The following is a 23,606-nucleotide window of genomic DNA, read 5'->3' as shown; positions in this document are numbered from 1 at the left end:
AGAAGCCCGCGCTATAATCTTTGATTTAGCGACGGGAGCTGTCACCGACGATAGCCTCACCCTCTTTGCCGAACAAGCACCGATTACTAACCTCGATCGCCCCTACCGTCAACGGATTCTGCGGCTGTATCAAAGTGACCAATCCTCCACGGGGTTACAGGTACAGTATTATCAGATCAAAAACCCAGACGCCGTTCGCGGTGCAGGTTGTCACCCCGAATTGTTGCAGCAGCTTACCCGCGAAGATATTACAGTCTTACCCGATTGTCGTCTGAACGTGCAGATGCAGCAAATCGGTTTGAATAATTATGAATTTACCACTACTTCAGCCAGCGATCGCCCTTGTCGCTTTAGTTATCAGGGCAATAATTACCAAGTCTCTCTCGGCTTTGAAGTAACAGCCGATGAATTTCGCAGCTACGATAAAGGCATCGACCCTAGTACCGGAAAAGCCACTTGGGGAGCCTTACTCGGTCCATTTCGATTTACCAAACGCCAAGACTTCGCTGGGGAACTGCCAATTTAATCGGTTGAGTAGCTGATTGGGTGGGGACTGTTCTCCTGTACAGGTTGTTTGGGAGTGAGTGAACGACCTACACTTTGGTATGAATCCCTTGCGTCAGGTTGCCATACTCCGAGGTACACCTTCCAAAGCTTCTTGCTCCGTTTCAAAAATTTCAAACACGGAGTCCATCATCGTGACTTCAAACACCAGTTTGGCTTCGGGATGGACATTACAGATGCGAAAGCTACCTTTAACCTTGTCCGCATCGCGCATACCCGCGACTAGAGAGGTTAAACCCGAACTGTCAATAAAGTTAACCTGACTGAGATTAACCACCACATGGCGGCTGAGTTTGGAAATGCATTCTTGTAATTTCAGGCGAAATTGCCAAGCTGTGGTAATGTCCAGGCGTCCAATTGGTGCCAAAACAATAACTGTTGTACCATCTTTGGTCGTGTGTGTTTTTTGATCAATATGAATCATATAAAGACCTCCTTGAGCAGCAGTAGCTCCCCTTGACATCACAAGAGGAGCCATACAGGGTTTGGGTATCAATTCCGTTACTTAGGCGTTGGGTGAATTGTTGAAACAACAAGTAACTTAATCGGGCAACCTACGCTACTTAATCCATTACAAAAGACTTACCCAAAGTTACCCAAAACTGGACATCCTTGGGAGTACAGGCTTGGTTACCAAGCCCCTACGGTTCCTGCTTCATCCTAGCAGTGATGGCACTTAACCAGTCCACAGGCTTAACATCGGGTGTAACTCACCCTAGAAAGATTGCCAGGGTGGTTTTTGCGTTAGCAATCTCTTCTGTATTGTACATATTCCCAAGTGAGGTCAGGACAAAGTGGACGCTATTTTTGTGCCAAATTTTGGTAAAGATGACTCTCAATGAGTCCAGTTTGTCCAATCTTGAGGTTTGAGGAACGTTTCGTACAGTTCAGCCTCTGGTGTATTCGGTTCGGGTTGGTAGCCATATTCCCAACGAACTAAGGGAGGGAGAGACATGAGAATCGATTCGGTACGTCCGTTCGTTTGCAAGCCAAAGATCGTTCCTCGGTCATACACCAAGTTAAACTCGACATACCGACCCCGGCGATAAAGCTGGAAATTGCGTTCGCGATCGCCATAGTTCATATCCCGCCGCCGCTCAACAATTGGCACATAAGCAGGCAAAAACGAATGACCGCACTCCTGAACCCAGGCAAACAGTTGTTCCCAGGTTCGGGGTTCTACCGCCCCCAGTTCCTTGCTGTAGATGGCTGCTGCTTTTTCTGGGTGGGGACCTTTATACAATTCCCCGGTTCCGTCTTGATAGTCAAAAAACAGTCCGCCAACGCCTCGTGTTTCTTGACGGTGTTTGAGATAGAAATATTCATCACACCAGCGCTTGAATACGGGATAGTACTCGGAGTGATGATTGTCACAAGCGGTTTTTAGGGTTTTATGGAAATGAGCCGCATCTTCGGCAAAGGGGTAGTATGGCGTTAAATCGGCTCCTCCACCAAACCACCAAACAGGTCCTGCCTCAAAGTAACGATAATTTAAGTGAACCGTGGGAATATAAGGACTGCGCGGATGTAGCACCATAGATGTACCCGTGGCATAGAAGCCATGACCTGCGGCTTCTGGACGTTGGGTTAAAATCGAGGGCGGAAGTTGAGTCCCCCATACTTCAGAAAAATTAACACCCCCCTGTTCAAAGACAGCACCATCCCGGATTACACGAGAACGACCCCCGCCTCCTTCTTCCCGCTGCCAAGAATCTTCCTGGAACTGACCCGCACCATCAAGTTCTGCCAAGGAGTCACAAATAGTGTCTTGGATCTGTTGCATGAACTGCTTCACTCTATCCCTAGAGTCAGTTGCAGGTAAGGAACGATTAGGATTTGTGGTCGGTGTCTGAGATGCGGTCATAATTTCAATAGTAAATACAGTATTACCTAAACCAGAAGGCTATGGTTAGGCATTTTAAGGGTTCCAGGCTCTATTTTAAAGGTTTATGGTGTCAACTATGCCAACTAATTGCTAAGTAGTCGGACAAAGCTCAGCTCCCTACCCCCACCGCCAAACTTATTCAGCAGACCCTACTTAATCGTTGGGTGCGATCGCCAATAGGGTCGATGGCGTAGCAATACCGTGTCTTGCCGAATTAAGGTGACATCCTCCCACACCAAATTGGAAATTATGGTATAAACTACCCAGACCTGCTAAGAGCTGAGGTCTGGGTTTTTAGTAGCCCTGAAGTCATCAAACAAGCTAAGCTGAACATACTTAATAGTTCGGCTTAGCTTGCACGATAACCCCGTGCCTCCAGGCTGGTTTATAGACAGCCCCACAAGTGCAATATTATTGGCTCCATTAAAGTCGGCATCTCCATGCCAACCACAATGCCCACATTTGAAAGTCTTGCCACTACGGTAAGACTTTCCTTTTACCGGGTGAATGTGTAGGCAATTGTGACACATTTGGGAAGTATAGGCAGGGGGGATTGGGATAACTTGAACACCTGCCCCAAGCGCTTTGTACTCAATGAACATTCGCAGTTGGTAGAATGCCCATGAATTTGAGCGTCTACGTTCCGTCTTGCTTCTGGGTTGCTCGTTGGTTCTTTCCCTGATTCCCGTAAGGTCTTCTATAGCAATAGAGGCACTATACTCAACTGCTCGTCTGACCACTGATTTGGAGATGTTGTGATTGAGCCATTGCTGGTAGCGTCTCTCTCGTCCCGACAGCCGTTTCAGGATTTCTCGACATCTACGCCGAGTTGTCCTCGTGCCTTTCGAGGCTTTCTTCTGGAGAGACGCCCTAACTTTATAAAACTTGTCTCGCACTGACTGAATGTGCTTACCGTCCCACTTTTTGCCCTCTGATGTAACGGCGATGTCGCGCCGCCCTAAGTCAATACCGTGAACCTTGTCGGCAATTGGCGAGTCTTTTGCATCGTCTTTGATTTGGATGTGCAAGTAGAAGTGACCATCACGGTGTTTGCTTATGTGAGCAGAAGTCGGGTTTCTCCCTTTGAGTTTTCCTCTTTGGTAGTTGCCGACTTTTAATTCAACTCGCTCTCTACCGTGAGTAGTTGCAAGGCTTACCGTCCAATCCTGTTCGCGAAACCGAAACAAGTCTTTGTCACAGTCCATGCTGGTTGGGGCAAATCTTTTAACAGGTTTGCCTTTTAGCTTGGCTACCTTGCGGTTGGCAGCTACACGCGCACAAGCCCTAACTGCCATGTTTGCCACCAGATTGAATTTTTTCTTGATGGTTTGGTAGACTAAGGACTGGATAGCAATTTTGTTGGTCAGCTTAGGGTTTGTGTTTTCGTTCACGTAGTTACAAGCGTCCGCAAACGCCTGAAGAGTTGCCTCTAAGAAGGCAACTTGTTCAGGAGAGGGTTGGAGCTTTACAACTATTGTGAGAACTTGTTTCATGGCTAAACTATACCACCTCATGGGATAGAAAGAGAGAGATTGAAAATACTTCGGGGATTGACCCCTCGCATTTTCCGCTATCCCCCTACCCCTTACTTCGTTGAAGGGGTAGCCCCTCGCGATTCGGGTGGGTTTCCCCAAATCACTTTGAGGATTTCCTGGTTACTCCCCTTCGACTACGCGGTAGCTGAGCCTGTCGAAGCTCAGGGGATTGCGCCACTTGCCTAGGTTGGTTTTCACCAACCCCCGGTAGATCGACTGCACAGGCAGTTTCCTTTTCCGCTAGCCCAGCGGTACCAATTAACTCTATTCCTCGGTTTCTGATTACCTGACCACTGGCAACATCCCTATCGGTTTTGTAACCGCAGTGAGGGCAATCATGTACCCGAACACTCAGGTCTTTTTTGACTTCACCTTTACATTCAGGACACTCCTGAGAAGTGCCTCTGGCATCAACAACACCAAAAAACTTTCCACGCTTCCAACACACATATTGGGTAATGGTACGGAATTGACCAAACCCCCCATCAAGCATCTGCTTACCTAACATCCCTTTGGCGCTAACTCTATAGTCTAAATCTTCCATGAAAACCATATCGCCAGCGTCGCAAAGGGCGTGAGCTTGCTTGAAGTGAAAGTCTTTCCTGATGTTGTCAATGTGGTGGTGAAGTCTGGCTACCTTGAGTCGTTGCTTCTCATGGTTTTTTGACCGCTTCTGTTTCCTAGACAGCCTGCGTTGCAGCAATCTCAGCTTGCTTTGCAGCTTCTTAAGAAATTTAGGCGGCTTGACAACAACTCCATCGCTGGTCGCCAAAAACTTCTCTAGCCCTATGTCTACCCCAATTGGGTGTCCATGAGGTTTTGGATCAGGGACACTGACATTACACTGGATGTTGATTGATGCATACCATTTATCAGCTTTACATAAGATTCGCACCTGTTTAACCGTAAAGCCAGATGGAATAGGGCGGTGCAGGTTGATTGGGATTGTCCCCAATTTTGGCAGTTTGACATGGAGGTTCGTTACTGGATTCTCCTTGAACTGAGGGAATAGCAACGACTTAAACTGCCCAACCTTCTTAAACCTAGGAAAGCCAAACCCGCGAGATTTGAAGTAGTCCCAACCTTTATGCAGTTGCTTTATTGTCTGCTGAAGGACTTGAGAGGGAACTTCCTTTAACTTGGGGAATTCCTTCTTAGCTTTCGGCAAATTGTTAAGCTGCCTCACTTCACCGGGAAATGGGGTTTCTGCTGGGATGATGTACTCATGCACCCGGGAACATCTATCAATCAAACATTTGCGACTATTGCACCAATCCTTTATCTCCCCCAGTGCATAGTTGTAAGCACGGCGGCAAATTTCCATCCACTCAATCAATCGTTGTTCTTGAGCGGCATCTGGATAGATTCGGTAACGATAGTTAAATGTCAGCATACTCCTATTATAAAGCATTTACCAGTCAACTGTGTAGCTTTAAATGTCAATTTAGAGTAACATTGAGTCACCTAAATTGACCTTGGGGAGTCGTGTTCGAGAGCGCTGAATCTTATGTTACAGCGTGGGTCTTACGACTCCCCAAACCCCTGCTAAGATAAACAATGCTGAAGCGTCGCGATAGGAGGCGTGTTGTGATCCTAAATTTTTCCTTTAAGCTAATCGCAGGTCAAGAGGGGCTTTGGTGCAAATTTTCCCTCTTTCGGACTTATCGCGCCCTCAGTAATGCTCCGGTGGACGTTCTTTGGCAAAAATTAATCAATTTGGCAGATGTCTCCTGGAATCCTTTGCTCTGTAGTACGAATGCACCGATAGGCTTAATCCCGAAACCTGGCTTGATTTACCAGGTAGTGACACGCTTGATTCCGATTCCGGTGCGAGTGTTTGTCGAACGGGTATTACCGGGTGAATTAATTAGCGTCCGGATGCTGGCAATTCCGGGGGTGGAAAATCGAGTGACATATCGGGTGGAGTCAGGCTTGTGCGGAACGTATGTCTCCTTTTCGGTGACAATGCGGGGATGGCTATCTCCCTTACTATGGTGGTTTATTCGCCCCTATGCTGCCCGTGTCGCGGCTGAATTAGCTCAAGCGGCAGAACAGGGCGTGGTTGTTTAGAGCAAGCTGAGGGAGCTGGGGAAGCTGGGGAAGCTGGGGGAGCTGGGGGAGCTGGGGAAGCTGGGGGAGCTGGGGAAGTTGGGGAAGATGGGAGACAAAATTTCTATAACCCATTACCCTATTGCATAAGACACACCGAGCGAAGTCGAGGTGTTGCCTATTGCCTATTGCCTATTGCCTATTGCCTATTGCCTGTTCCCTGTTCCCTGTTCCCTGTTCCCTGACAAATGATAAATAACGAATGAGCAATCAGCCGTAACCTATTAAGATTAATGAAGATATTTGTCCCGGCACATTGTCACCCTAGGAATTTGTCCTGATTATGGTTGATACCCATTCAGTTTTAGACGTACTACGCCCCGTGCAAGACCCTGAACTCCAAAAGAGTTTGGTGGAATTGAATATGATCCGCAACGTGAAAATCGACGGCGGGACGGTTAGCTTTACACTGGTGTTAACCACACCAGCCTGTCCGTTGCGAGAGTTTATTGTGGAGGATTGCCAAAAGGCGGTGAAGCAGCTTCCGGATGTGGAAGAGGTTGTGGTGGATGTGACAGCAGAGACACCGCAGCAGCAATCGTTACCCGATCGCCAAGGGATTGATGGCGTGAAAAATCTAGTCGCGATTTCCAGTGGGAAGGGCGGTGTGGGCAAAAGTACCGTGGCGGTGAATGTGGCAGTTGCCCTCGCCCAGACAGGGGCGAAAGTGGGTCTGATTGATGCTGATATTTATGGACCTAATACCGCCGCGATGCTGGGATTAGCGGATGCCAAGGTGATGGTGCAACAGGGTCCTCAAGGAGAGGTACTTGAACCCGCTTTTAACCATGGCATTAAATTGGTGTCGATGGCATTTCTGATTGATCCCGATCAGCCAGTGATTTGGCGCGGACCGATGTTAAATGGTATTATTCGCCAGTTTCTGTACCAGGTGAATTGGGGAGAATTGGATTATCTGATTGTGGATATGCCACCGGGAACCGGAGATGCTCAGTTGACCTTAGCCCAAGCTGTACCTATGGCTGGGGCGATTATTGTGACAACGCCTCAAAATGTAGCGCTCTTGGACTCCCGGCGCGGCTTGAAGATGTTCCAGCAATTGGGGGTTCCGGTATTGGGCATTGTTGAAAACATGAGTTATTTTATTCCACCGGATCTGCCCGATCGCCAGTATGATCTGTTTGGATCAGGAGGCGGCGAAAAAACTGCTCAGGAATTAGGGATACCCTTACTGGGATGTATTCCCCTAGAAATTAACCTGCGGCAAGGGGGCGATCGCGGCTTACCCATTGTTGTGGCTGAACCGGAGTCGGCATCAGCTCAAGCGCTGATCGCGATCGCCAAGGCGATTGCGGCAAAAGTGTCTGTTGCTGCCCTAAGCCGCCATTGAATGCTGATTAGAAACCCTAGGAGAAGACGGGGAAAAAGGAATTATAGGGTTAAACTATAATTCCTTATTCCCTATCCATCCTTATTTTCAACTAGCCTAGGATTTGATCAGGGATTATCCAAAATAGTTTGGAAAAATTCCTGAACAGGGCATCTTCAGAGCGCTAATTGCTAAAAACGTCAATCGCATTCCCCAACGATTATGTTCCAAAAGTCATTGTCCCGTACCCAAATGCGCTGGCTTATGTTCCTGAGCCGATGGCAGGAACTAGACTGGCAGCTATTATTTGTTACCATAAGTCTCACCTTCCTCGGTGGGGTAATGATTCGCAGCGCCGAAATGAATGAGGGGCTAACCGATTGGTGGTGGCACTGGATCATTGGGGGTATTGGTTTAACGCTGTGTCTACTTATCGCGCGATCGCGTTACGAAATCTTACTCCAATGGCATTGGATGGTTTATGGGGTGACGAATATCGCCTTGTTTGCGGTGATGATTATGGGGACGACGGCAAATGGCGCACAACGGTGGCTGAATATCCTAGGTTTTCACGTTCAACCGTCGGAATTTGCCAAAATTGGCTTGATTATCACCCTCGCCGCGATTATCCACTGGCAACCGGCTTCAACATTAAATGCAGTATTTCGCGTCTTAGCTATTGCGGCAGTTCCCTGGCTATTTGTATTTTTAGAGCCAAACTTGGGAACCTCATTGGTGTTTGGTGCGATTACGATGGGAATGCTCTATTGGGGCAATGCTAATCCCGGATGGTTAATTTTATTCGTGTCTCCCATCGTTTCCGCGATCATGTTCAATGTATTTTTGCCGGGATGGTTTGTCTGGGTAGGAGCGATGATGCTGATTGGTTGGCGGACTTTACCGTGGTCTTTCTTTGGTGGGATTGGAGCATTGGTTGCCAATGTGATTTCGGGGGGATTAGGAAACTTGTTGTGGGGATTGCTTCAAGATTATCAAAAAGACCGATTGCTTCTTTTTTTAGATCCGGATAAAGATCCCTTAGGCGGAGGATATCACTTGATTCAGTCTCGAATTGCCATTGGCGCAGGTCAACTCACGGGAAGAGGACTGCATCAGGGGACGCAAACCCAACTCCACTTTATTCCGGAACAGCACACCGACTTTATCTTTTCTGCCATTGGTGAAGAACTCGGATTTATTGGTTGTTTGCTTGTCCTATTTACTTTTTGGCTATTGTGTTTACGGTTAGTGATTATTGCCCAAAATGCTAAGGATAACTTTGGCTCACTATTGGCAATTGGTGTCCTATCGATGATTGTGTTTCAAACGGTGATCAACATCGGCATGAATATTGGTTTAGCCCCGATTACCGGGATTCCACTACCGTTGTTAAGTTATGGGCGATCGGCATTACTGGCAAATTTTTTAGCCATTGGATTAGTGGAATCGGTTGCCAATCACCGACACCGATTGAAGTTTTAGTCATGGGTCATTGGTCATTTGTCCTTATGTAAGGATAGGACTTTGGCAAATGCTCTATATGTAGGGTGTGTTAGCGTAGCGTAACGCACCTTGACTAATATATAGGGTTTAGCTGCGTAAGGTTTGAGGACAAATTAGCTAACCTATCAGCTAGCACATTATAGTAAGCTGAAGAGATAGAGATTTAGGGGTAAAAATTGATGATTCTTCCTGGCTCAATTGTGCGCGTTATCAACGGCGATGACACTTACTACAAATTTGAAGGGATAGTCCAGCGTATCGGTGATGGAAAAGCAGGTGTGCTGTTTGAAGGCGGCAACTGGGATAAAATTGTCACGTTCAATTTATCGGAACTCGAAGAAGTGAACCCTAAAGGCAAAAAATAAACAGGACTTGTAACCTGTGACCAGTTATAGCGAACAAAATGATTCGTGAACCAGAATAGATTATTTTAAACACGGGAAAAAGACGGTTTTTATTATCTCTGTTTCCTGTTTAATCTTCTTGTCTGTTCACGTTTCATTAAATCTATCTATAAAAAAATAGCCAATACAGCAGCAGATTTTGTAACAAATGACAAATGACGAATGACAAAGGACTAAACTATGCGTCTTCCTTTACCCCAGTTTACGGCTGGAGAACGCCCTGATAATCACATTGCGGAAGTCATAGAAACAGCAACTACAGAATTTTTGGCACAATGCCTAGAGCCAGAAGATTTGAGTTTTCCTGTCATGCCACCTTTTGGCAGTTGGGTCAAATCCGTTGATGAAAAATCGGGAAATCAGGTTATGGCAGTTGTTTACCATGCCACAACTAGCCCAATTGATTCAGTTCACCGGGCTGTCGCTTTAGGATTGTCACTGGCAGAATTGCGAGAGCAACAACCGCAAATTTTTGCCATGCTGAAAACGGAGTTTCGGGCGGCGATTGTTGGGTTTATACCGCCTGGTGAGGGACATAATGGTGACCAACCCCCTAGAGGACGAGCCTATCAATATTTGCCTCCTCGTCCGCCGCAAATTCATCAAGCTGTCTATCAATGTCAACCAGACGAGATTATTTACTTTAGTGAACAATTGGATTTTTTACGCACCCTTCTCTTAGTCACTGGAGCGCCAGTGGAAGCGTTAACGGCGGCAGCGATCCGAGAAATCTATCAAATCCGTAAGGGCGATCGCGACTGGTTAGTTCAAGCAGGGCGAACCTTAAGTGTTTTACTTAAGGATGATTATGACCGTTTGCGGTATATTTTGAGTCAACTGCATTGGTAAGTAGTGGCGTGGCACAGCTAAAATGGTGGATTAGCATTGTAGGGGCGCACGTCGGTCATCCGTGTCAACTTAAGCTCAACCCCTCACCCCCAGCCCCTCTCCCACGCCGGGGAGAGGGGAGTAAGAGATTCTGGACGCTAGATTGAAAATGTCTTGACTTTTAACCGCTCCAGATGATTCATCGCATTACATTTTCGTTGCTCAGTACAGTTCTTTTGTTGTCTTGCTCAACAAACCCTCAACCCGTTTCTACTCCGGCTAATAGCCCAGACACGACAACAGTAGCAGAAACTCCTGATCAGCCATTGCCAGACACTATTAGTAATCAAGTCAAAGTTACCCTTGCCGATCGCCTGAATGTTACTGTTGATCAACTGGCAATTGGTCGCCACAGCCGCGAAACCTGGTCAGACGGCTGCTTAGGGCTGGGGGGACCGGCTGAATCATGCCTAGCCGCCCTAACAGAAGGCTGGCAAGTTGAGGTGATTGATACCCAAAGCGACAAACGCTATTTTTACCGAACCGATTTGTCGGGCGATCAGATTCGCCTATCTACCCTGGAAAACAATTTGCCGCCGTCAATCCGCGATCGCATCTTTGAAACTGCCCGATCCAGTGGATTGAAACCCTCTGAAAGTTTAGGAATTATCGATGCTGATCCCCAAACTTGGAATGGCTGTTATGGGCTTGCTGATCCTAATCAACTCTGTACGGAGATTGCTATTCTAGGCTGGCGTGCTGTCATCAGCGACGGTGTTCAATATTGGATTTATCACACCGATAACTCTGGTGATACGATTCGCCTTAATGAAACCGCCAGTAGTCGTGGTGCCGTTCCCAGGTTCATTCCCATGGTGAATCCCCGTATGCTGGGCGACGAAACAGTTTTCCAAAACACAATCAGCCACGAGTCGGGTGAGCAAGAAACATTAATGTTGGAGAATGATGAACGCTTGATTTATATTCAAGAGCGTGATGGCGAGGTGATGAATCAGGAAACTAAAACGGTTCGTCAGTCGCAAATCCAAGCGCTGTTGCGTCAGCTTGAGGCGTCCAACTTTTCCCATTTCGATGGGATTCGCTATCAGCCACCCGTGTCAGATGATGATGAAGCGCCTACGGTTACATTCACCGCCCGTTATGGCACTGTTGAGTACAGCAAGTCCAGTGTTGAAGCATTGCCCACTGAACTACAAGCGGTTATTGAAGAATGGGGTAATGTGGTTGAACAGATGGATCAGGCAGAATAATATTTAGACGTTGCTGAAGCCTTGACTTCTCCATGTTTTGAAAAACATGGATTCTGAGATGTTGTTACACGACGGGTTAAAACTACGTCGTTTCACTCTTTCTCGATTTGATAGTTTAGATTAGCGATCGCACTAACTCAGGACAACCATGACTCAATCTCAACCACCACTTCCCCAACCCCAGTTAGATCCTCAGGGGATTACTTTCGATCAGTATGCCGAATTTACGCCAGAAAAGCTAGAACTGAGCAACGGCTATTTGGGGTATGGTGGACAAGACCAAACGGGGTTTCATTTGGCGGTTTTAACCAATATGGGGCTATTAGCTGCTATCCAACACATAGGCGTGTCGCTATGGGTAGACGCCCTGAATCACTATTTGCGGCAAAGGTTGGAAGCGGTAAATGCTGAACCCGAAGTCGCTGAAGCGATGATCAATCGGTTGAATCGAGCCATAGAAGACTTGGAGGCGATCGCAGAGTATTTTGTGGAAATACAAGATAACACTCAAAGTGGTTAATATCTAACAAACTTTATGAAAAAACCATAATAATTAGCTGCTCATAACATGAGGAAAGTGTCAGCGTTAGCTCAATGTATTCTCGCCCTAGTTTTAGCCATTTGGGGCGTTAAGCTACTATTGCCAGACCGCAATGTATGGGGCAATCCTCAATTTGAAACATTAATGATGCAATGTCAAATTCCATCGACAGAAGCAATCATTCGTTTATATCAGGGAAATGGAGGTGCAACGGTTGCTTATTGGTACTCCGTTACTTTTGATCATGGTAAATTTCCTGGAGAAAAACAGATTTTTCATGCTTATGCATACCCATCTATTCAATCCATTGATTGTCATACTGATGGAATTACTGTGTTTACAGATGAGCAAGACTTTAATTTAACCCTTGAACAAATAAAGAATCAATTAATAAAGCAACCCATAGGATTCTATAAGGGAGAACTCCAACAAAAATCTATTCAACCGCTACGGATATTAACGTTGAGTTCTGGAGTATTGTTAGAATCAATCAGTGTCTGGATTTTGAGCAGGAGTTTCAAACAATTTCGTGCTTCCCGACATCCTGGACATCCCCGCAATTCTCGGACTTCGTGAAATGTCCCAATTGCAGCCACACCCCAGTTTGAGAAACAATACAACTATCCCGTATACAAGTAGGAGTTATGTCTGAACAGTTTACCCAACAAGTCAGCGATCGCATCTGTAAGCACATGAATGAGGATCATGGTGACGCGATCGCGCTTTACGCCCGTACCTTCGGGAATTCTCCCGATACTGAGTCGGCTCAAATGCAGTCCATTGATGCGACAGGGATGAATTTAATCGCCCAACGTCAGGGTGAGTCGGTTCCCTTACGCATTGAATTTGATCACACCCTCAAAGACTCTGAAGACGCCCATCACACGTTAATTGACATGGTGAAGCAAGCCAGAGGTGCAGCTAAATCAACCTAGCGACGTGATAAATTAACGGAGCGGCTATCAACGCGGGTAAAAAGGACGCAACACGGATGTGGGTCAACTGTAACAGGTTGATTCCCGTCCCCAAAATCATTAATCCCCCTACCCCGGTAATTAGGAGAATGCGGGGATCAGTGGCGGGATCAGGGATTGCTTGCGCCAAGACTCCCGCCACCAGCGAAATTCCGCCCTGATAGACTAGAATTACAATAATCGAAAAACCCACACCAATTCCAAAACTACTCGAAAGTGCGATCGCGGCGATTCCATCCATCACGGCTTTGAGTGTCAGCAAGGTATCGTCACCCGTCAAGCCATTATTCAGACTCCCCAGCAACGTCATTGGACCCACACAAAACAATAAGCTAGCCGCCACAAATCCTTCTGTGAACGCACCACTTCCGCGAAATCGAGTCTTCAGCCAATGTCCCACGGATTGCAGTCTAGCTTCAATTTGCCACCATTCTCCCAGTAATCCTCCCAAGACAATGCTAATCAGTGCCAACACCACACCATCAATGCGCCCTGCTTGCACCTGAGTCATACTCGCCGCCATGGTGACACCCAGAAATAGGGTAAGAAGTCCTACCCCTTGGGTGATAATTTGTTGCATAGGTTTAGGTAAACGGTGCTTGAGTAACAACCCGACAGTAGTACCAATCGCTACCGTTATCACATTTATCCAAGTGCCGCTTGTCTTAGCAAAGAAATCAGTTAGCAAAACATTAACTGTTAACGTTAATAGTGGCGTAGCATACTTAATTTAATACATTAACCATTAGCCCAGAAACCGTAGGGGCGCAAAGACTTGCGCCCGATTCAATGGTAAAATCTATTCCACAATTTTAGCTATGTCAGTCCAGTAGTGCCGTGGCACACTTAATTTGATAGATTAGCTTGGGTTCGTAGTAAGGGCTTCAGCCCTAGATTTTGTTGGGTTTCCTGGCGTCAATCCAACCTACAATCTATCCCACAATTTTAGCTGTGCAACGCCGTTCCCTTACTACGAACCTAATCTAATATAGTATTTAATCCATCTTGGCTCAAGGAGTGTTCTATGGCTTCTCCCTTTCCCGGCATGAATCCTTATTTAGAAAATTCGGCATTTTGGTCAGAAGTACATAATCGCTTAATTGTAAACCTTGCTGACTTTTTAGCCCCGCAAATTCCGCCACAATATCGGGTGGCAATTGAGCAGCGCACGTATTTAAGTGATGAGTCAGATTCGGTTTTGTTAGGAATTCCTGATGTCTCTGTATTTTCTCAACAGAAGAATACTAAACCAACGGCATCAACCGCCACCTATCCCGATACATCTGAAGCTGTAACCGTAACAATGCCTGTACCCGAACCTATCAAAGAGAGTTATTTAGAAATTAGAGAAGTCGCCACCAGTTATGTTGTTACAGTGATTGAAATTATATCGCCTAAAAATAAACGTGCAGGTGAAGGGAGAAAGGCTTACGAACGGAAGCGCAAAAAAGTATTAACGACGACTGCTCATCTCGTCGAAATTGATTTACTTCGAGGGGGAAAGCCGATGGTATTTTTAGGCGAAGTCCCTCTTTCAGATTATCGAATTGTGGTGAGTCGAGGCGATTGCCGTCCTCTAGCCCAATTGTATGGGTTTAGCGTGCGAGATGTGATTCCCTCGTTTGGATTACCGTTACAGTCAGAGGATCTAGAACCTCTGGTCGATTTACAAACGTTGTTGAATGGTGTATATGAACGTGCCAGATACAATTTAGCGATTGATTATAATCAAGAACCCGTTCCACCGTTGTCGGAAAAAGATGCGGTTTGGGCAGATAGACTCTTGCGAGAAACAGGGCATCGAAATAATTAAGAATAGGACTTAAACTTGCTTTTACATTGAATCGCAATTTGTAGAAAACTCTTCATTAGCATCCATGTCTATTTAAGTTACAGCCCTCACCCCCAGCCCCTCTCCCACACTTGGGAGAGGGGAGCAAGAAAAGACTTCATTATGATTATTTCCCCTTCTCTCATCCAGGGAGAAGGGGTTAGGGGATGAGGGTAAAATTTTGAGTTTCACGGCATATAATTTTGACCTAACGCGCTGAAGAGTCTGGTATGGCACATAAATGTGTAGGGGCGGGTTTTACTACTATCTTTTCGGTTGCACCCAGATGTGAATAAACTCGCCCCGATTCGTCGGTTTCGTGAGTGTATTTGACAAGTCAGATTACCGTGAGGGTACACAACCAAAAAGGTTACCAATATTGGTTTTCACCTTAAGTAAAACCAAAGCTTCATGAATTTCCCCTACCCTCGCTTATAACCGTAGTACCAACGACTCGTCGTATTCCCCACATTTCTTACCGTATGAGATTCTTTTGCCGGAATCAGCACTTCCTCTCCGACTTGGGGACGAAATGTTTTCCCTTGAAACGATAACTCAATGTCTCCTTCCAAAAGGATTATCAGTTCATCCGTATCGTGGACATAATCTGCCCACACCTGTCCCGGTGAATCAGTCCAAATCCCGCAACTAAAGCCTCGGTTTTGCCAGTCGTTTTTAACAGTAGAATAGTCCATAGTGAACTGACACAGCTAAAATTGTCGAATAGATTGAGTTCGTAGTGAGGGCTTTAGCCCTCTCAAGCTAGGCGTTAAAGCACTAAAGTGCTTACTACAAACAAAGCCCTATTTTAGTTGTGCCAAGCCAGTAGGTTGGGTTGACGCCAGGAAACCCAACCAAAGATAGAGACTAAGGTTCCCTACTACAAGCCTGACAGGATGGGCTATTCGACAGAAACGGATTTCACATCTACCGTAGCTTCCGGTGCGGTACTGGTTTCTTCAGTGACGACTCCCGCTTGGCGAGATTTAGCCAAATCAATCAACCACTGCGACATCTCAGACACCAGCAGCGTCAGCACGACAACATCATCAATTTGCCCGACAATTGGAATTAAATCTGGGGCGATATCAATGGGACTAAATACGTAAAGGATAGTACCTAAGACTATCCACCAACGGTATTTAGGATTGCGAACCGCGTTACGATACCAGTTATATATGGATTGGATTGAAAAATTATTCATCAGTATTCCCCGACAGCTACCTTTCATCTTGCCAAATTCATCCCGGAACCCCTGGGGGGATAACCCACCTGTTCAGGTGCAGAACTTACACCTGCTGACGTGAGGGGGAGAGTTTGATGGGATTGGGATTTGCTGGGGATGATGGGAATCGCGCTTTGTTACTGTTTAACCTCATCACACAGAAACTTATCGCTATCTGGAGCGTTGTACTTCAAATAATCCCCAACCCAAGCACAGGCTCTATGCATCAGTGCATCTAGGGTTAAATCCTCTAAATTCCACAACCTGACTGTTTTATCCAAACTAGCAGAAGCAATGGTGTTTCCATCTGGGCTGAACACTACGCTGAAGACCGAATATTCATGACCAGAAAGAATGTGGAGAAGTTCACCGTCTCGATTCCACAACCTGACTGTTTTATCATCACTAGCAGAAGCAATCGTCTTTCCATCTGGGCTGAACACTACGCTTATGAGCGATTCTTCATGACCAGAAAGAGTGTGGAGAAGTTCACCCTCTCGATTCCACAACTTGACTGTACCATCCCTACTAGCAGAAGCAATCGTGTTTCCATCTGGGCTAAACACTACACTCCTGACCAAATCTTCATGACCAGAAAGGGTGTGGAGAAGTTCACCGTCTCGATTCCACAACCTCACTGTTTTATCCCAACTAGCAGAAGCAATCGTCTTTCCATCTGGGCTGAACACTACGTCATAGACCTCATCTTCATGACCAGAAAGAGTGTGGAGAAGTTCACCCTCTCGATTCCACAACCTGAGTGTTTTATCCCCACTAGCAGAAGCAATGGTGTTTCCATCTGGGCTGAACACTACGCTCCAGACTGTTTCTTCATGACCAGAAAGAATATGGAGAAGTTCACCTTCTCGATTCCACAACCTCACTGTTTTATCCTCACTAGCAGAAGCAATTGTGTTTCCATCTGGGCTGAACACTACGCTGAAGACCAAATCTTCATGACCAGAAAGGGTGTGGAGAAGTTCACCGTCTCGATTCCACAACCTGAGTGTTTTATCCTCACTAGCAGAAGCAATCGTCTTTCCATCTGGGCTGAACGCTACGCTTATGACCGAATCTTCATGACCAGAAAGGGTGTGGAGAAGTTCACCTTCTCGATTCCACAACCTGACTGTTTTATCCAAACTAGCAGAAGCAATCGTCTTTCCATCTGGGCTGAACACTACGCTATTGACCCCTGCTTCATGACCAGAAAGGGTGTGGAGAAGTTCACCGTCTCGATTCCACAACCTCACTGTTTTATCACTAGCAGAAGCAATCGTGTTTCCATCTGGGCTGAACACTACGCTCCTGACCCCTTCTTCATGACCAGAAAGAATGTGGAGAGGTTCACCTTCTCGATTCCACAACCTGACTGTTTTATCCCAACTAGCAGAAGCAATCGTCTTTCCATCTGGGCTGAACACTACGCTCCTGACCCCTTCTTCATGACCAGAAAGGGTGTGGAGAAGTTCACCTTCTCGATTCCACAACCTGACTGTTCCATCATCACTAGCAGAAGCAATCGTCTTTCCATCTGGGCTGAACACTACACTATAGACCCATTCTTCATGACCAGAAAGGGTGTGGAGAAGTTCACCTTCTCGATTCCACAACCTGACTGTTCCATCATCACTAGCAGAAGCAATCGTCTTTCCATCTGGGCTGAACACTACACTATAGACCCATTCTTCATGACCAGAAAGGGTGTGGAGAAGTTCACCTTCTCGATTCCACAACCTGACTGTTTTATCCCAACTAGCAGAAGCAATCGTCTTTCCATCTGGGCTGAACGCTACGCTTATGACCGAATCTTCATGACCAGAAAGAATGTGGAGAGGTTCACCTTCTCGATTCCACAACCTGACTGTTTTATCCAAACTAGCAGAAGCAATCGTCTTTCCATCTGGGCTGAACACTACGCTCCTGACCCCTTCTTCATGACCAGAAAGGGTGTGGAGAAGTTCACCTTCTCGATTCCACAACCTGACTGTTTTATCCCAACTAGCAGAAGCAATCGTCTTTCCATCTGGGCTGAACACTACGCTATTGACCCCTTTTTCATGACCAGAAAGGGTGTGGAGAAGTTCACCGTCTCGATTCCACAACCTGACTGTTTTATAACTAGCAGAAGCAATGGTGTTTCCATCTGGGCTGAACACTACGCTATTGACCCATTCTTCATGACCCATTAGTCGATTCCGCTCTCTAAATCTGTCCTCATAAATTACCGTCTGCAAGGTTTGAGAAATTCGCCGCTTAATCTCCGAGTTTTCTGGATTTGATTTTTTGAGTAGCTCTCCTGCCCGAATCCCTTCAATCAGAGCATCTAATTTCAGATTTGACTTAACCAGTATCTGGGAAAAGCGGATTAACGCATCAATTTGACCTGCCATCCTTTTTTCTGATTCCTGCCACTGAAATACAGCCAAGCCAGCTAAACCCATCAACCCAATCAAAGCAGTAACCGATACAACGATAATTCGGCGAGCTTGTTTCAGTTCTCGTTTACGGCGCATTTCTTCTTGACGCAAATGAGCCTCTTTCGCCGCTAGACTTGCCTGAATAAATGTGTTTTGTAAGTCGGTGGCTGAAGGCTTTTTCTGGCTTTGATTCGTTTCCTGTAACCAGTTTTGTGCAATGGCTAATTCATTGCCCCGTAATAACAAATCATCACTTTTATCCTGCTGCTGCCACTCCAACGCCCGATGTGACCATTTGCTATGCAGGTGAACGTGTTCTCTATCGGTCTCTAAAGCTCTGACCAATTGATTGAAATTGGCATTAAACTCTCGTTGATTTTGATTAAAATCAATCCACTGGGTTTTAGCCAACTCCGGATGTAACTCGGCAGAGTTTACAGGCTGATGTAAGACAGTGACAAAACGTTTACTCAAACTCGCCGCATACTCTACTTCATCTTTACAGTAGGGTGAATTGACCGAACGCGGGGAAAGAATAAACAAAAAGTTATCACAGGCTTTAATCCCTAACTGAATTTCCTGCTTAAAGTCACTTCCCGAAGCAATACTTTCCTGATCAAACCACGTCGTTTTCCCCTGCATCTGTAACGCATCATTCAGCTTTCTCGCCAAGTCTGAATCCGCACGAGAATAAGAGATAAACACATCCAGCGATTCTAAGGGCGGTTGTCGCAGGCTTTCAGTAATGAATTCTTCTTGTAAAGCGATGGGTAGATCGTGTGTCCGTTTTTGTGCCACCTTTAACCACGCCTCAGCACTGCGTAAGTTATACCCTCGGAGCAGAATACTAGGATTCCCGTATTGCTCTTTCCACTTCAGCGCTTTAGTTAATAAAATCTTATGTTCTCGATAATAAGCCTCATCCTGATGCAAAATTCTCAATAACTGACTTTCATCAAGTAAGTAATCGTCTTCCTGCACATTATCGGTGAGGTCAATATACTGTAATCCCTGTAGCGCTAACGGGATTTGTTCTACTGATGTTTCCCGTACCAATACCGGAATAATCCGTTTGTGCAGTGACACCGCCAAGTCTAATTCTTGTTGACAGTAGGTTGAGTTTACGGCATCGGGTGAAATCAGATACACTAAATTATCTGCCTGTTCAATTCCCCGCTTAATTGCTTCCTCGAAGGCTTCTCCTGTTTTGATATCGGTGGTATTTGTCCACACGGTAATACTTTCTCGCCGTAAACTGCGACGAATCTTTTCCATCGTCGCCTTATCCTCGTCGCTGTAGGCAATAATCACCTGAGTCATCAAGTTATTGGCATTCTTGATACTTTCGGTGATGTATTCGCCATGTAAGTCAGTGGGAAGACAAGGCGGTTGTTCATCTTTAAACCGTATCTTTAACCAAGCTTCTGCCTGTTGTCTCTCTTCGCCAATGAGCAGCCAGCTATGTTGCTTTTGATTTCTCTCCCACTCCAATGCTTTAACTAACAAGTCAGTGTGCTGTTGTACATAGTCTGTATGAGAACGAAGTAGCTTAACCAAGTCGGTTAAGGAGGCGTCAAAATCGTTTATCCCCTCCTGAAAATACACCCAGTTGAGTTTACGGATTGTTGGATGCATATTCTGGTAGCTTTCGTGCAATCCCTTTTCTTTATAGGCTTGCCACTCTGACTCTGTACTATTAGGATTACGCTGCTGCCAGGTTTCCTGGCTAATGTCCATAACGTGTAATATAGGAATAATCCGTTTATTCAGCTTTACCGCCAGTTCAATTTCTTTGAGGCAATAGGGAGAGTTGACGGAATGAGGCGCAATGATAAATAGGAAATGACTGGCTTTTTCAATTCCATCATCAATTTGATTCTGGAAGTCTACGGCTAAGGGAATATCATTGAAGTCAAACCAGACGTTAAACCCTTGTTGAGTGAGACGCGCTTGCAGGGTTTGCGCGAAGGCTTTACTATCGGCTCGTCCGTAAGAGATAAAGGCATCAAAAAATGTTGTCATTTCCTGGTAATCTGTCCATAGTTAAACGTCAGGAATACAGCCCTGAATTGGGAGCATGTCACCGTTGTCGTAGCGTGACACACCGAATTGGGTGGATGACGAGTAGGGGCGCACAGACGTGCGCCCTTTTACCGTACCGATGTGCGTCCAATGTAACCGTAAAATTTATCCCACCATTGTAGCTGTGCCACGCCAGTAGTGGACTGACACAGCGAAAATCGTAGAATAGGTTGTAGGTTGGGTTTCCTTTCGTCAACCCAACGAACTCTAGGGCTAAAGCCCTTACTACAAGCCGGAGCGATCGCACATGTCCAACCTGTAAAAACATTTTGTGTAAAAATTTAGGTTGAATGGTACTGAAATTTTGGCTGGTGGGCAATGCCCACCCTACGGTATATCAAGAGTTTCGGCGATCCCAAAATGCAATTTTTCAGTGCTATTTAATTTAAGGTGAGTAGCGAGCAAGATGCTCGCACTACGAGAATTTTGCCAAATAGCCACCCGTCTCTCCCGAATCCCGCGCTCTAGCCGCGAAAATTAACGTAGTCGCGGAAGTCCTCACCCTCAGTGCCAGCAGGGTGAGGATGGACAGCGGGAAATTGAGTAACGAAATTCCCAAATTCTCCTGATACGCTAAACCTTCTGTAGTACGATGATAATAACCCTCCTAGGTCTACCTTCTAAGGCATGATGCTCAAGATGGTTGGGCTAGGTGTGATAGAGATGTAGTCCTTGCGTGTTAATGAACTCGACCACCGTTCGCTTGTAAGCGTCCAGAAAAGAATAGCGCAAGATGCCTAATGGCATTATTCGGTTAGAACTCTAACCATAAACCGCGAAAACCAAGCGGACTAACAAAATTACCGCCTGTGGAAGACGGGCGACTGCCTGTGGACGCTGAGTAAGACCAATAGAGGGCAACTTTTGGAGGCATCGGCGGACGAAGCGGGAAATCCCAAAGACGAATAAGACCGTCCTTGATGTCAGCTAAGGTTGGGAAGCCCCAACTTCAGCGGATCTTGTTGGGTTACTTCACTCAACCTCTTTGCAAGCGGCGAGAAATCCCTAGAATTGGAGTGGCTTGCATTTTAGCAGGGACTACTATACTGAGCAATCAAGGGAGGTTGAGAATGGATATGGATATTGTTGCGATTATTGAAAAGGGCGGAATCGCTATGTGGCCCCTGTTAGGACTTTCTATCCTAGCTGTGGGGACAATTTTTGAACGCCTGTGGTTTTGGGGGGGAATCCTATTGAAACAAGAGGAAGTCGTCAATCGGGTGCTGGATGCAGCGACTCAAAACTGGCAGGTGGCTAGAGAAATCGCGATGAAATCACGCCGACAACCCGTGGGACGATATTTATATGCTCCCCTACGCTTGATCAGCCCCGAACCGGAATTATTCCGCTTGGCTTTAGAGGGGGCGGCTGATGATGAGTTAGCAACGATGCGACGCGGCGATAAGCTATTAGAAGCAGTGATTGCGCTGTCTCCGCTGTTGGGGTTACTGGGAACGGTACTCGGTTTAATCAACTCCTTAGGCTCTATTACCATTGATCAACTGGGTACAGCTTCCACCGCTGGGGTAACGTTGGGAATCGGCGAAGCCCTGATTAGTACAGCGACAGGACTGATTATTGCAATTACCAGTTTGGCATTTTATCGACTGTTTCAAGCCTTTTGGTTTAACCAAGTCAAAATATTCCGCAAAGCGGGGACAGAGTTGGAATTGCTGTATCGCCAAGATTGGTTACAGGCTGAGGATAGTGATCAAATGCTGAACGATACCCTCCCAGAGAATCACGTTAACGTTTATCAAGAGAGTTTTGAGGTTCCCAAACGCGATCGCACTCCACCCCCAAAACCTCGAACCCAGCAAAAGCCGGATGATCACACTCCCGTCACCAAGGCTAAGGCTACCCTAGACAATAACGTTGCTTCAGACAAGTCTCAACTCCAAGAAACTGATCGCACTCCCGTCACCAATGCTAAAGCCAACCCAGATGATAACGTTGACCCAGATAAGTCTCAAGTCTCGGAAAGCGATCGCACGGCTGTCCCCAACCCCCAAGGAAAGCCAGAAAATTAAAACTCTGATTGTCTTGATATCCTGAGTGCAGCTTGGCAATCAATGCCCATTTCTCACAGATACCAAAGCAGACATCATCAACCCGTACAGTTTGCCCGATTTTGACCTTTAAATAATGACAACACTACGCCAGCCCCCCCAGCAGCGAACCAAAAAACAACGCGCCGCTTTTGTCCCCCCATTACCCCGCCCCTTAAACTTGCGGATGGATTCCCCCACGGAAGAAGTTCGCATCGAGATCGTACCGCTAATTGATGTTATCTTCTGTATCCTGACCTTCTTTATCCTGGCAGCCGTGGGGCTATCGCGCCAACAAGCCATTAATGTGGATTTACCCAAAGCCAGTACCGGAACCGCCCAGGGACGACAAATTCTGATGATCAGTCTAAATGAATTGGGGCAAGTGTATGTGGAAAAAGAGGAGATGATCACTCAAGAGAAGTTTATTCAACAACTCCAAGCTTACAAGCAACAAAACCCCAGTGGCGTGTTTGTCCTCTACGCTTCCCCCAACGCCATGTATAACGAAGTTGTGCAAGTCTTAGATTTGCTGCGGGAAGTCGGGGGCGATCGCGTGGCGCTAGCTAATTCACCCGGACAATCGCCGCAATTTCCGGGAACGAATCCCATGTCTCCGCCAACTGGAGTCCCCGAATTTAACCCCAATCCTGGACAACTGCCAATTAATCCTGATGGCACATTTAATCCCAATTTGCCGCCTCAATTTCCAGAGATTCCGGGTCAACCTCAATTTGGAACACCCCAACCGAATCCAGGGGGTTTATCCCCGTCTCCGGGACAATTCCCCATCAATCCTGGTGGTTCAGTGCCACCCAATTCTGGCGCACCCACGTCACCGCAGCCGCCAGGGGAATAGTTAGGGAAGCTGGGGGAGCAGGGGAAGCAGAGGAAGCAGGGGGAGCAGAGGGAGCAGGGGAAGCAATGATATATTTTCCCTGATAGCGGCGTAAGGGTTTTATACCAAATCCAGGTTAGCTACCCCCCTTATAATCCAGTCCGCGCAGGCGGATTTTGTTTGTGTAGCAACGATTTCAATCGCCTCCTCTTGCAGGG

The 23,606-nt window shown here is 46.5% G+C and carries 22 protein-coding genes; 13 read left to right on the top strand and 9 right to left on the bottom strand.

Annotation, left to right across the window (positions count from 1 at the left end; translation table 11 throughout):
• Positions 1-13: 13 nt before the first annotated feature.
• On the top strand, positions 14-526 hold the full coding sequence (locus MC7420_RS38150) for a chromophore lyase CpcT/CpeT (protein WP_083799032.1): 513 nt from the start codon (positions 14-16) through the stop codon (positions 524-526).
• 93 nt (positions 527-619) lie between these two features.
• Here MC7420_RS38150 and MC7420_RS14960 read toward each other — a convergent pair whose 3' ends face one another.
• From MC7420_RS14960 to MC7420_RS14945, 4 genes are all read right to left on the bottom strand, one after another.
• On the bottom strand, positions 620-988 hold the full coding sequence (locus tag MC7420_RS14960) for an STAS domain-containing protein (RefSeq protein ID WP_006101536.1): 369 nt from the start codon (positions 986-988) through the stop codon (positions 620-622).
• Between the two features lie 411 nt (positions 989-1,399).
• Positions 1,400-2,428, bottom strand: a complete 1,029-nt coding sequence (hemF, locus tag MC7420_RS14955) for an oxygen-dependent coproporphyrinogen oxidase (protein WP_006101430.1) — start codon at positions 2,426-2,428, stop codon at positions 1,400-1,402.
• A gap of 293 nt (positions 2,429-2,721) precedes the next feature.
• Complete coding sequence (locus MC7420_RS14950) at positions 2,722-3,942, bottom strand: RNA-guided endonuclease InsQ/TnpB family protein (protein WP_044207529.1); 1,221 nt, start codon at positions 3,940-3,942, stop codon at positions 2,722-2,724.
• 142 nt (positions 3,943-4,084) lie between these two features.
• Positions 4,085-5,377, bottom strand: a complete 1,293-nt coding sequence (locus MC7420_RS14945; protein WP_006101357.1) for an RNA-guided endonuclease InsQ/TnpB family protein — start codon at positions 5,375-5,377, stop codon at positions 4,085-4,087.
• Positions 5,378-5,571: 194 nt separating this feature from the next.
• On the opposite strand from MC7420_RS14945, the gene MC7420_RS14940 reads away from it, so the two are divergent.
• The 9 genes from MC7420_RS14940 (at position 5,572) to MC7420_RS14900 (ending at position 12,905) form a co-directional block, all read left to right on the top strand.
• Entirely contained in the window at positions 5,572-6,054 is a 483-nt protein-coding gene (locus MC7420_RS14940) for a hypothetical protein (RefSeq protein WP_006101428.1), read from the top strand.
• A 322-nt stretch (positions 6,055-6,376) separates the two neighbouring features.
• On the top strand, positions 6,377-7,444 hold the full coding sequence (locus tag MC7420_RS14935; RefSeq protein ID WP_006101590.1) for an Mrp/NBP35 family ATP-binding protein: 1,068 nt from the start codon (positions 6,377-6,379) through the stop codon (positions 7,442-7,444).
• A gap of 201 nt (positions 7,445-7,645) precedes the next feature.
• Positions 7,646-8,905 carry a rod shape-determining protein RodA gene (gene rodA / locus MC7420_RS14930; RefSeq protein ID WP_006101481.1) on the top strand — a complete coding sequence of 420 codons (1,260 nt, stop codon included), beginning with the start codon at positions 7,646-7,648 and terminating at the stop codon, positions 8,903-8,905.
• A gap of 200 nt (positions 8,906-9,105) precedes the next feature.
• Positions 9,106-9,291, top strand: a complete 186-nt coding sequence (locus tag MC7420_RS14925; RefSeq protein ID WP_006101398.1) for an NAD(P)H dehydrogenase subunit NdhS — start codon at positions 9,106-9,108, stop codon at positions 9,289-9,291.
• 219 nt (positions 9,292-9,510) lie between these two features.
• On the top strand, positions 9,511-10,179 hold the full coding sequence (locus MC7420_RS14920) for an HAS-barrel domain-containing protein (RefSeq protein ID WP_044207418.1): 669 nt from the start codon (positions 9,511-9,513) through the stop codon (positions 10,177-10,179).
• A gap of 173 nt (positions 10,180-10,352) precedes the next feature.
• Entirely contained in the window at positions 10,353-11,429 is a 1,077-nt protein-coding gene (locus MC7420_RS14915; RefSeq protein WP_006101342.1) for a hypothetical protein, read from the top strand.
• A gap of 148 nt (positions 11,430-11,577) precedes the next feature.
• Positions 11,578-11,949 carry a hypothetical protein gene (locus MC7420_RS14910; RefSeq protein WP_006101478.1) on the top strand — a complete coding sequence of 124 codons (372 nt, stop codon included), beginning with the start codon at positions 11,578-11,580 and terminating at the stop codon, positions 11,947-11,949.
• A 48-nt stretch (positions 11,950-11,997) separates the two neighbouring features.
• Positions 11,998-12,546: a hypothetical protein gene (locus MC7420_RS14905; protein WP_044207416.1), complete on the top strand. Its 549-nt coding sequence runs from the start codon at positions 11,998-12,000 to the stop codon at positions 12,544-12,546.
• 68 nt (positions 12,547-12,614) lie between these two features.
• A complete protein-coding gene (locus tag MC7420_RS14900) occupies positions 12,615-12,905 on the top strand; it encodes a DUF2470 domain-containing protein (RefSeq protein WP_044207414.1) in 291 nt (96 codons plus the stop codon).
• On the opposite strand, the gene MC7420_RS14895 is transcribed toward MC7420_RS14900, so the two are convergent.
• Positions 12,892-13,632, bottom strand: a complete 741-nt coding sequence (locus MC7420_RS14895; RefSeq protein ID WP_006101569.1) for a DUF554 domain-containing protein — start codon at positions 13,630-13,632, stop codon at positions 12,892-12,894. The two genes, MC7420_RS14900 and MC7420_RS14895, sit on opposite strands and share 14 nt — an antisense overlap.
• A 336-nt stretch (positions 13,633-13,968) precedes the next feature.
• Between MC7420_RS14895 and MC7420_RS14890 the strand changes: the two genes are divergently transcribed.
• Entirely contained in the window at positions 13,969-14,757 is a 789-nt protein-coding gene (locus MC7420_RS14890; protein WP_006101411.1) for a DUF4058 family protein, read from the top strand.
• A 440-nt stretch (positions 14,758-15,197) separates the two neighbouring features.
• Here MC7420_RS14890 and MC7420_RS14885 read toward each other — a convergent pair whose 3' ends face one another.
• From MC7420_RS14885 to MC7420_RS39775, 4 genes are all read right to left on the bottom strand, one after another.
• Entirely contained in the window at positions 15,198-15,470 is a 273-nt protein-coding gene (locus MC7420_RS14885) for a cupin domain-containing protein (protein WP_006101529.1), read from the bottom strand.
• A 206-nt stretch (positions 15,471-15,676) separates the two neighbouring features.
• Complete coding sequence (locus tag MC7420_RS14880) at positions 15,677-15,979, bottom strand: YkvA family protein (protein WP_006101400.1); 303 nt, start codon at positions 15,977-15,979, stop codon at positions 15,677-15,679.
• Between the two features lie 158 nt (positions 15,980-16,137).
• Complete coding sequence (locus MC7420_RS14875; protein WP_006101378.1) at positions 16,138-20,442, bottom strand: toll/interleukin-1 receptor domain-containing protein; 4,305 nt, start codon at positions 20,440-20,442, stop codon at positions 16,138-16,140.
• Positions 20,443-20,500: 58 nt separating this feature from the next.
• Positions 20,501-20,821, bottom strand: a complete 321-nt coding sequence (locus MC7420_RS39775; protein WP_006101318.1) for a hypothetical protein — start codon at positions 20,819-20,821, stop codon at positions 20,501-20,503.
• Between the two features lie 751 nt (positions 20,822-21,572).
• Here MC7420_RS39775 and MC7420_RS43840 point away from each other — a divergent pair.
• On the top strand, positions 21,573-22,532 hold the full coding sequence (locus MC7420_RS43840; RefSeq protein ID WP_315897226.1) for a MotA/TolQ/ExbB proton channel family protein: 960 nt from the start codon (positions 21,573-21,575) through the stop codon (positions 22,530-22,532).
• Positions 22,533-22,647: 115 nt separating this feature from the next.
• On the top strand, positions 22,648-23,409 hold the full coding sequence (locus MC7420_RS14865) for an ExbD/TolR family protein (protein ID WP_006101585.1): 762 nt from the start codon (positions 22,648-22,650) through the stop codon (positions 23,407-23,409).
• The last annotated feature ends 197 nt before the right edge of the window (positions 23,410-23,606 follow it).

The sequence above is a fragment of the Coleofasciculus chthonoplastes PCC 7420 genome (assembly GCF_000155555.1).
Taxonomy (GTDB): Bacteria; Cyanobacteriota; Cyanobacteriia; order Cyanobacteriales; family Coleofasciculaceae; genus Coleofasciculus; species Coleofasciculus chthonoplastes_A.
The sequence above is the reverse complement of the archived record's forward strand: the minus strand, read 5'-3'. Positions and strand labels throughout refer to the sequence as shown.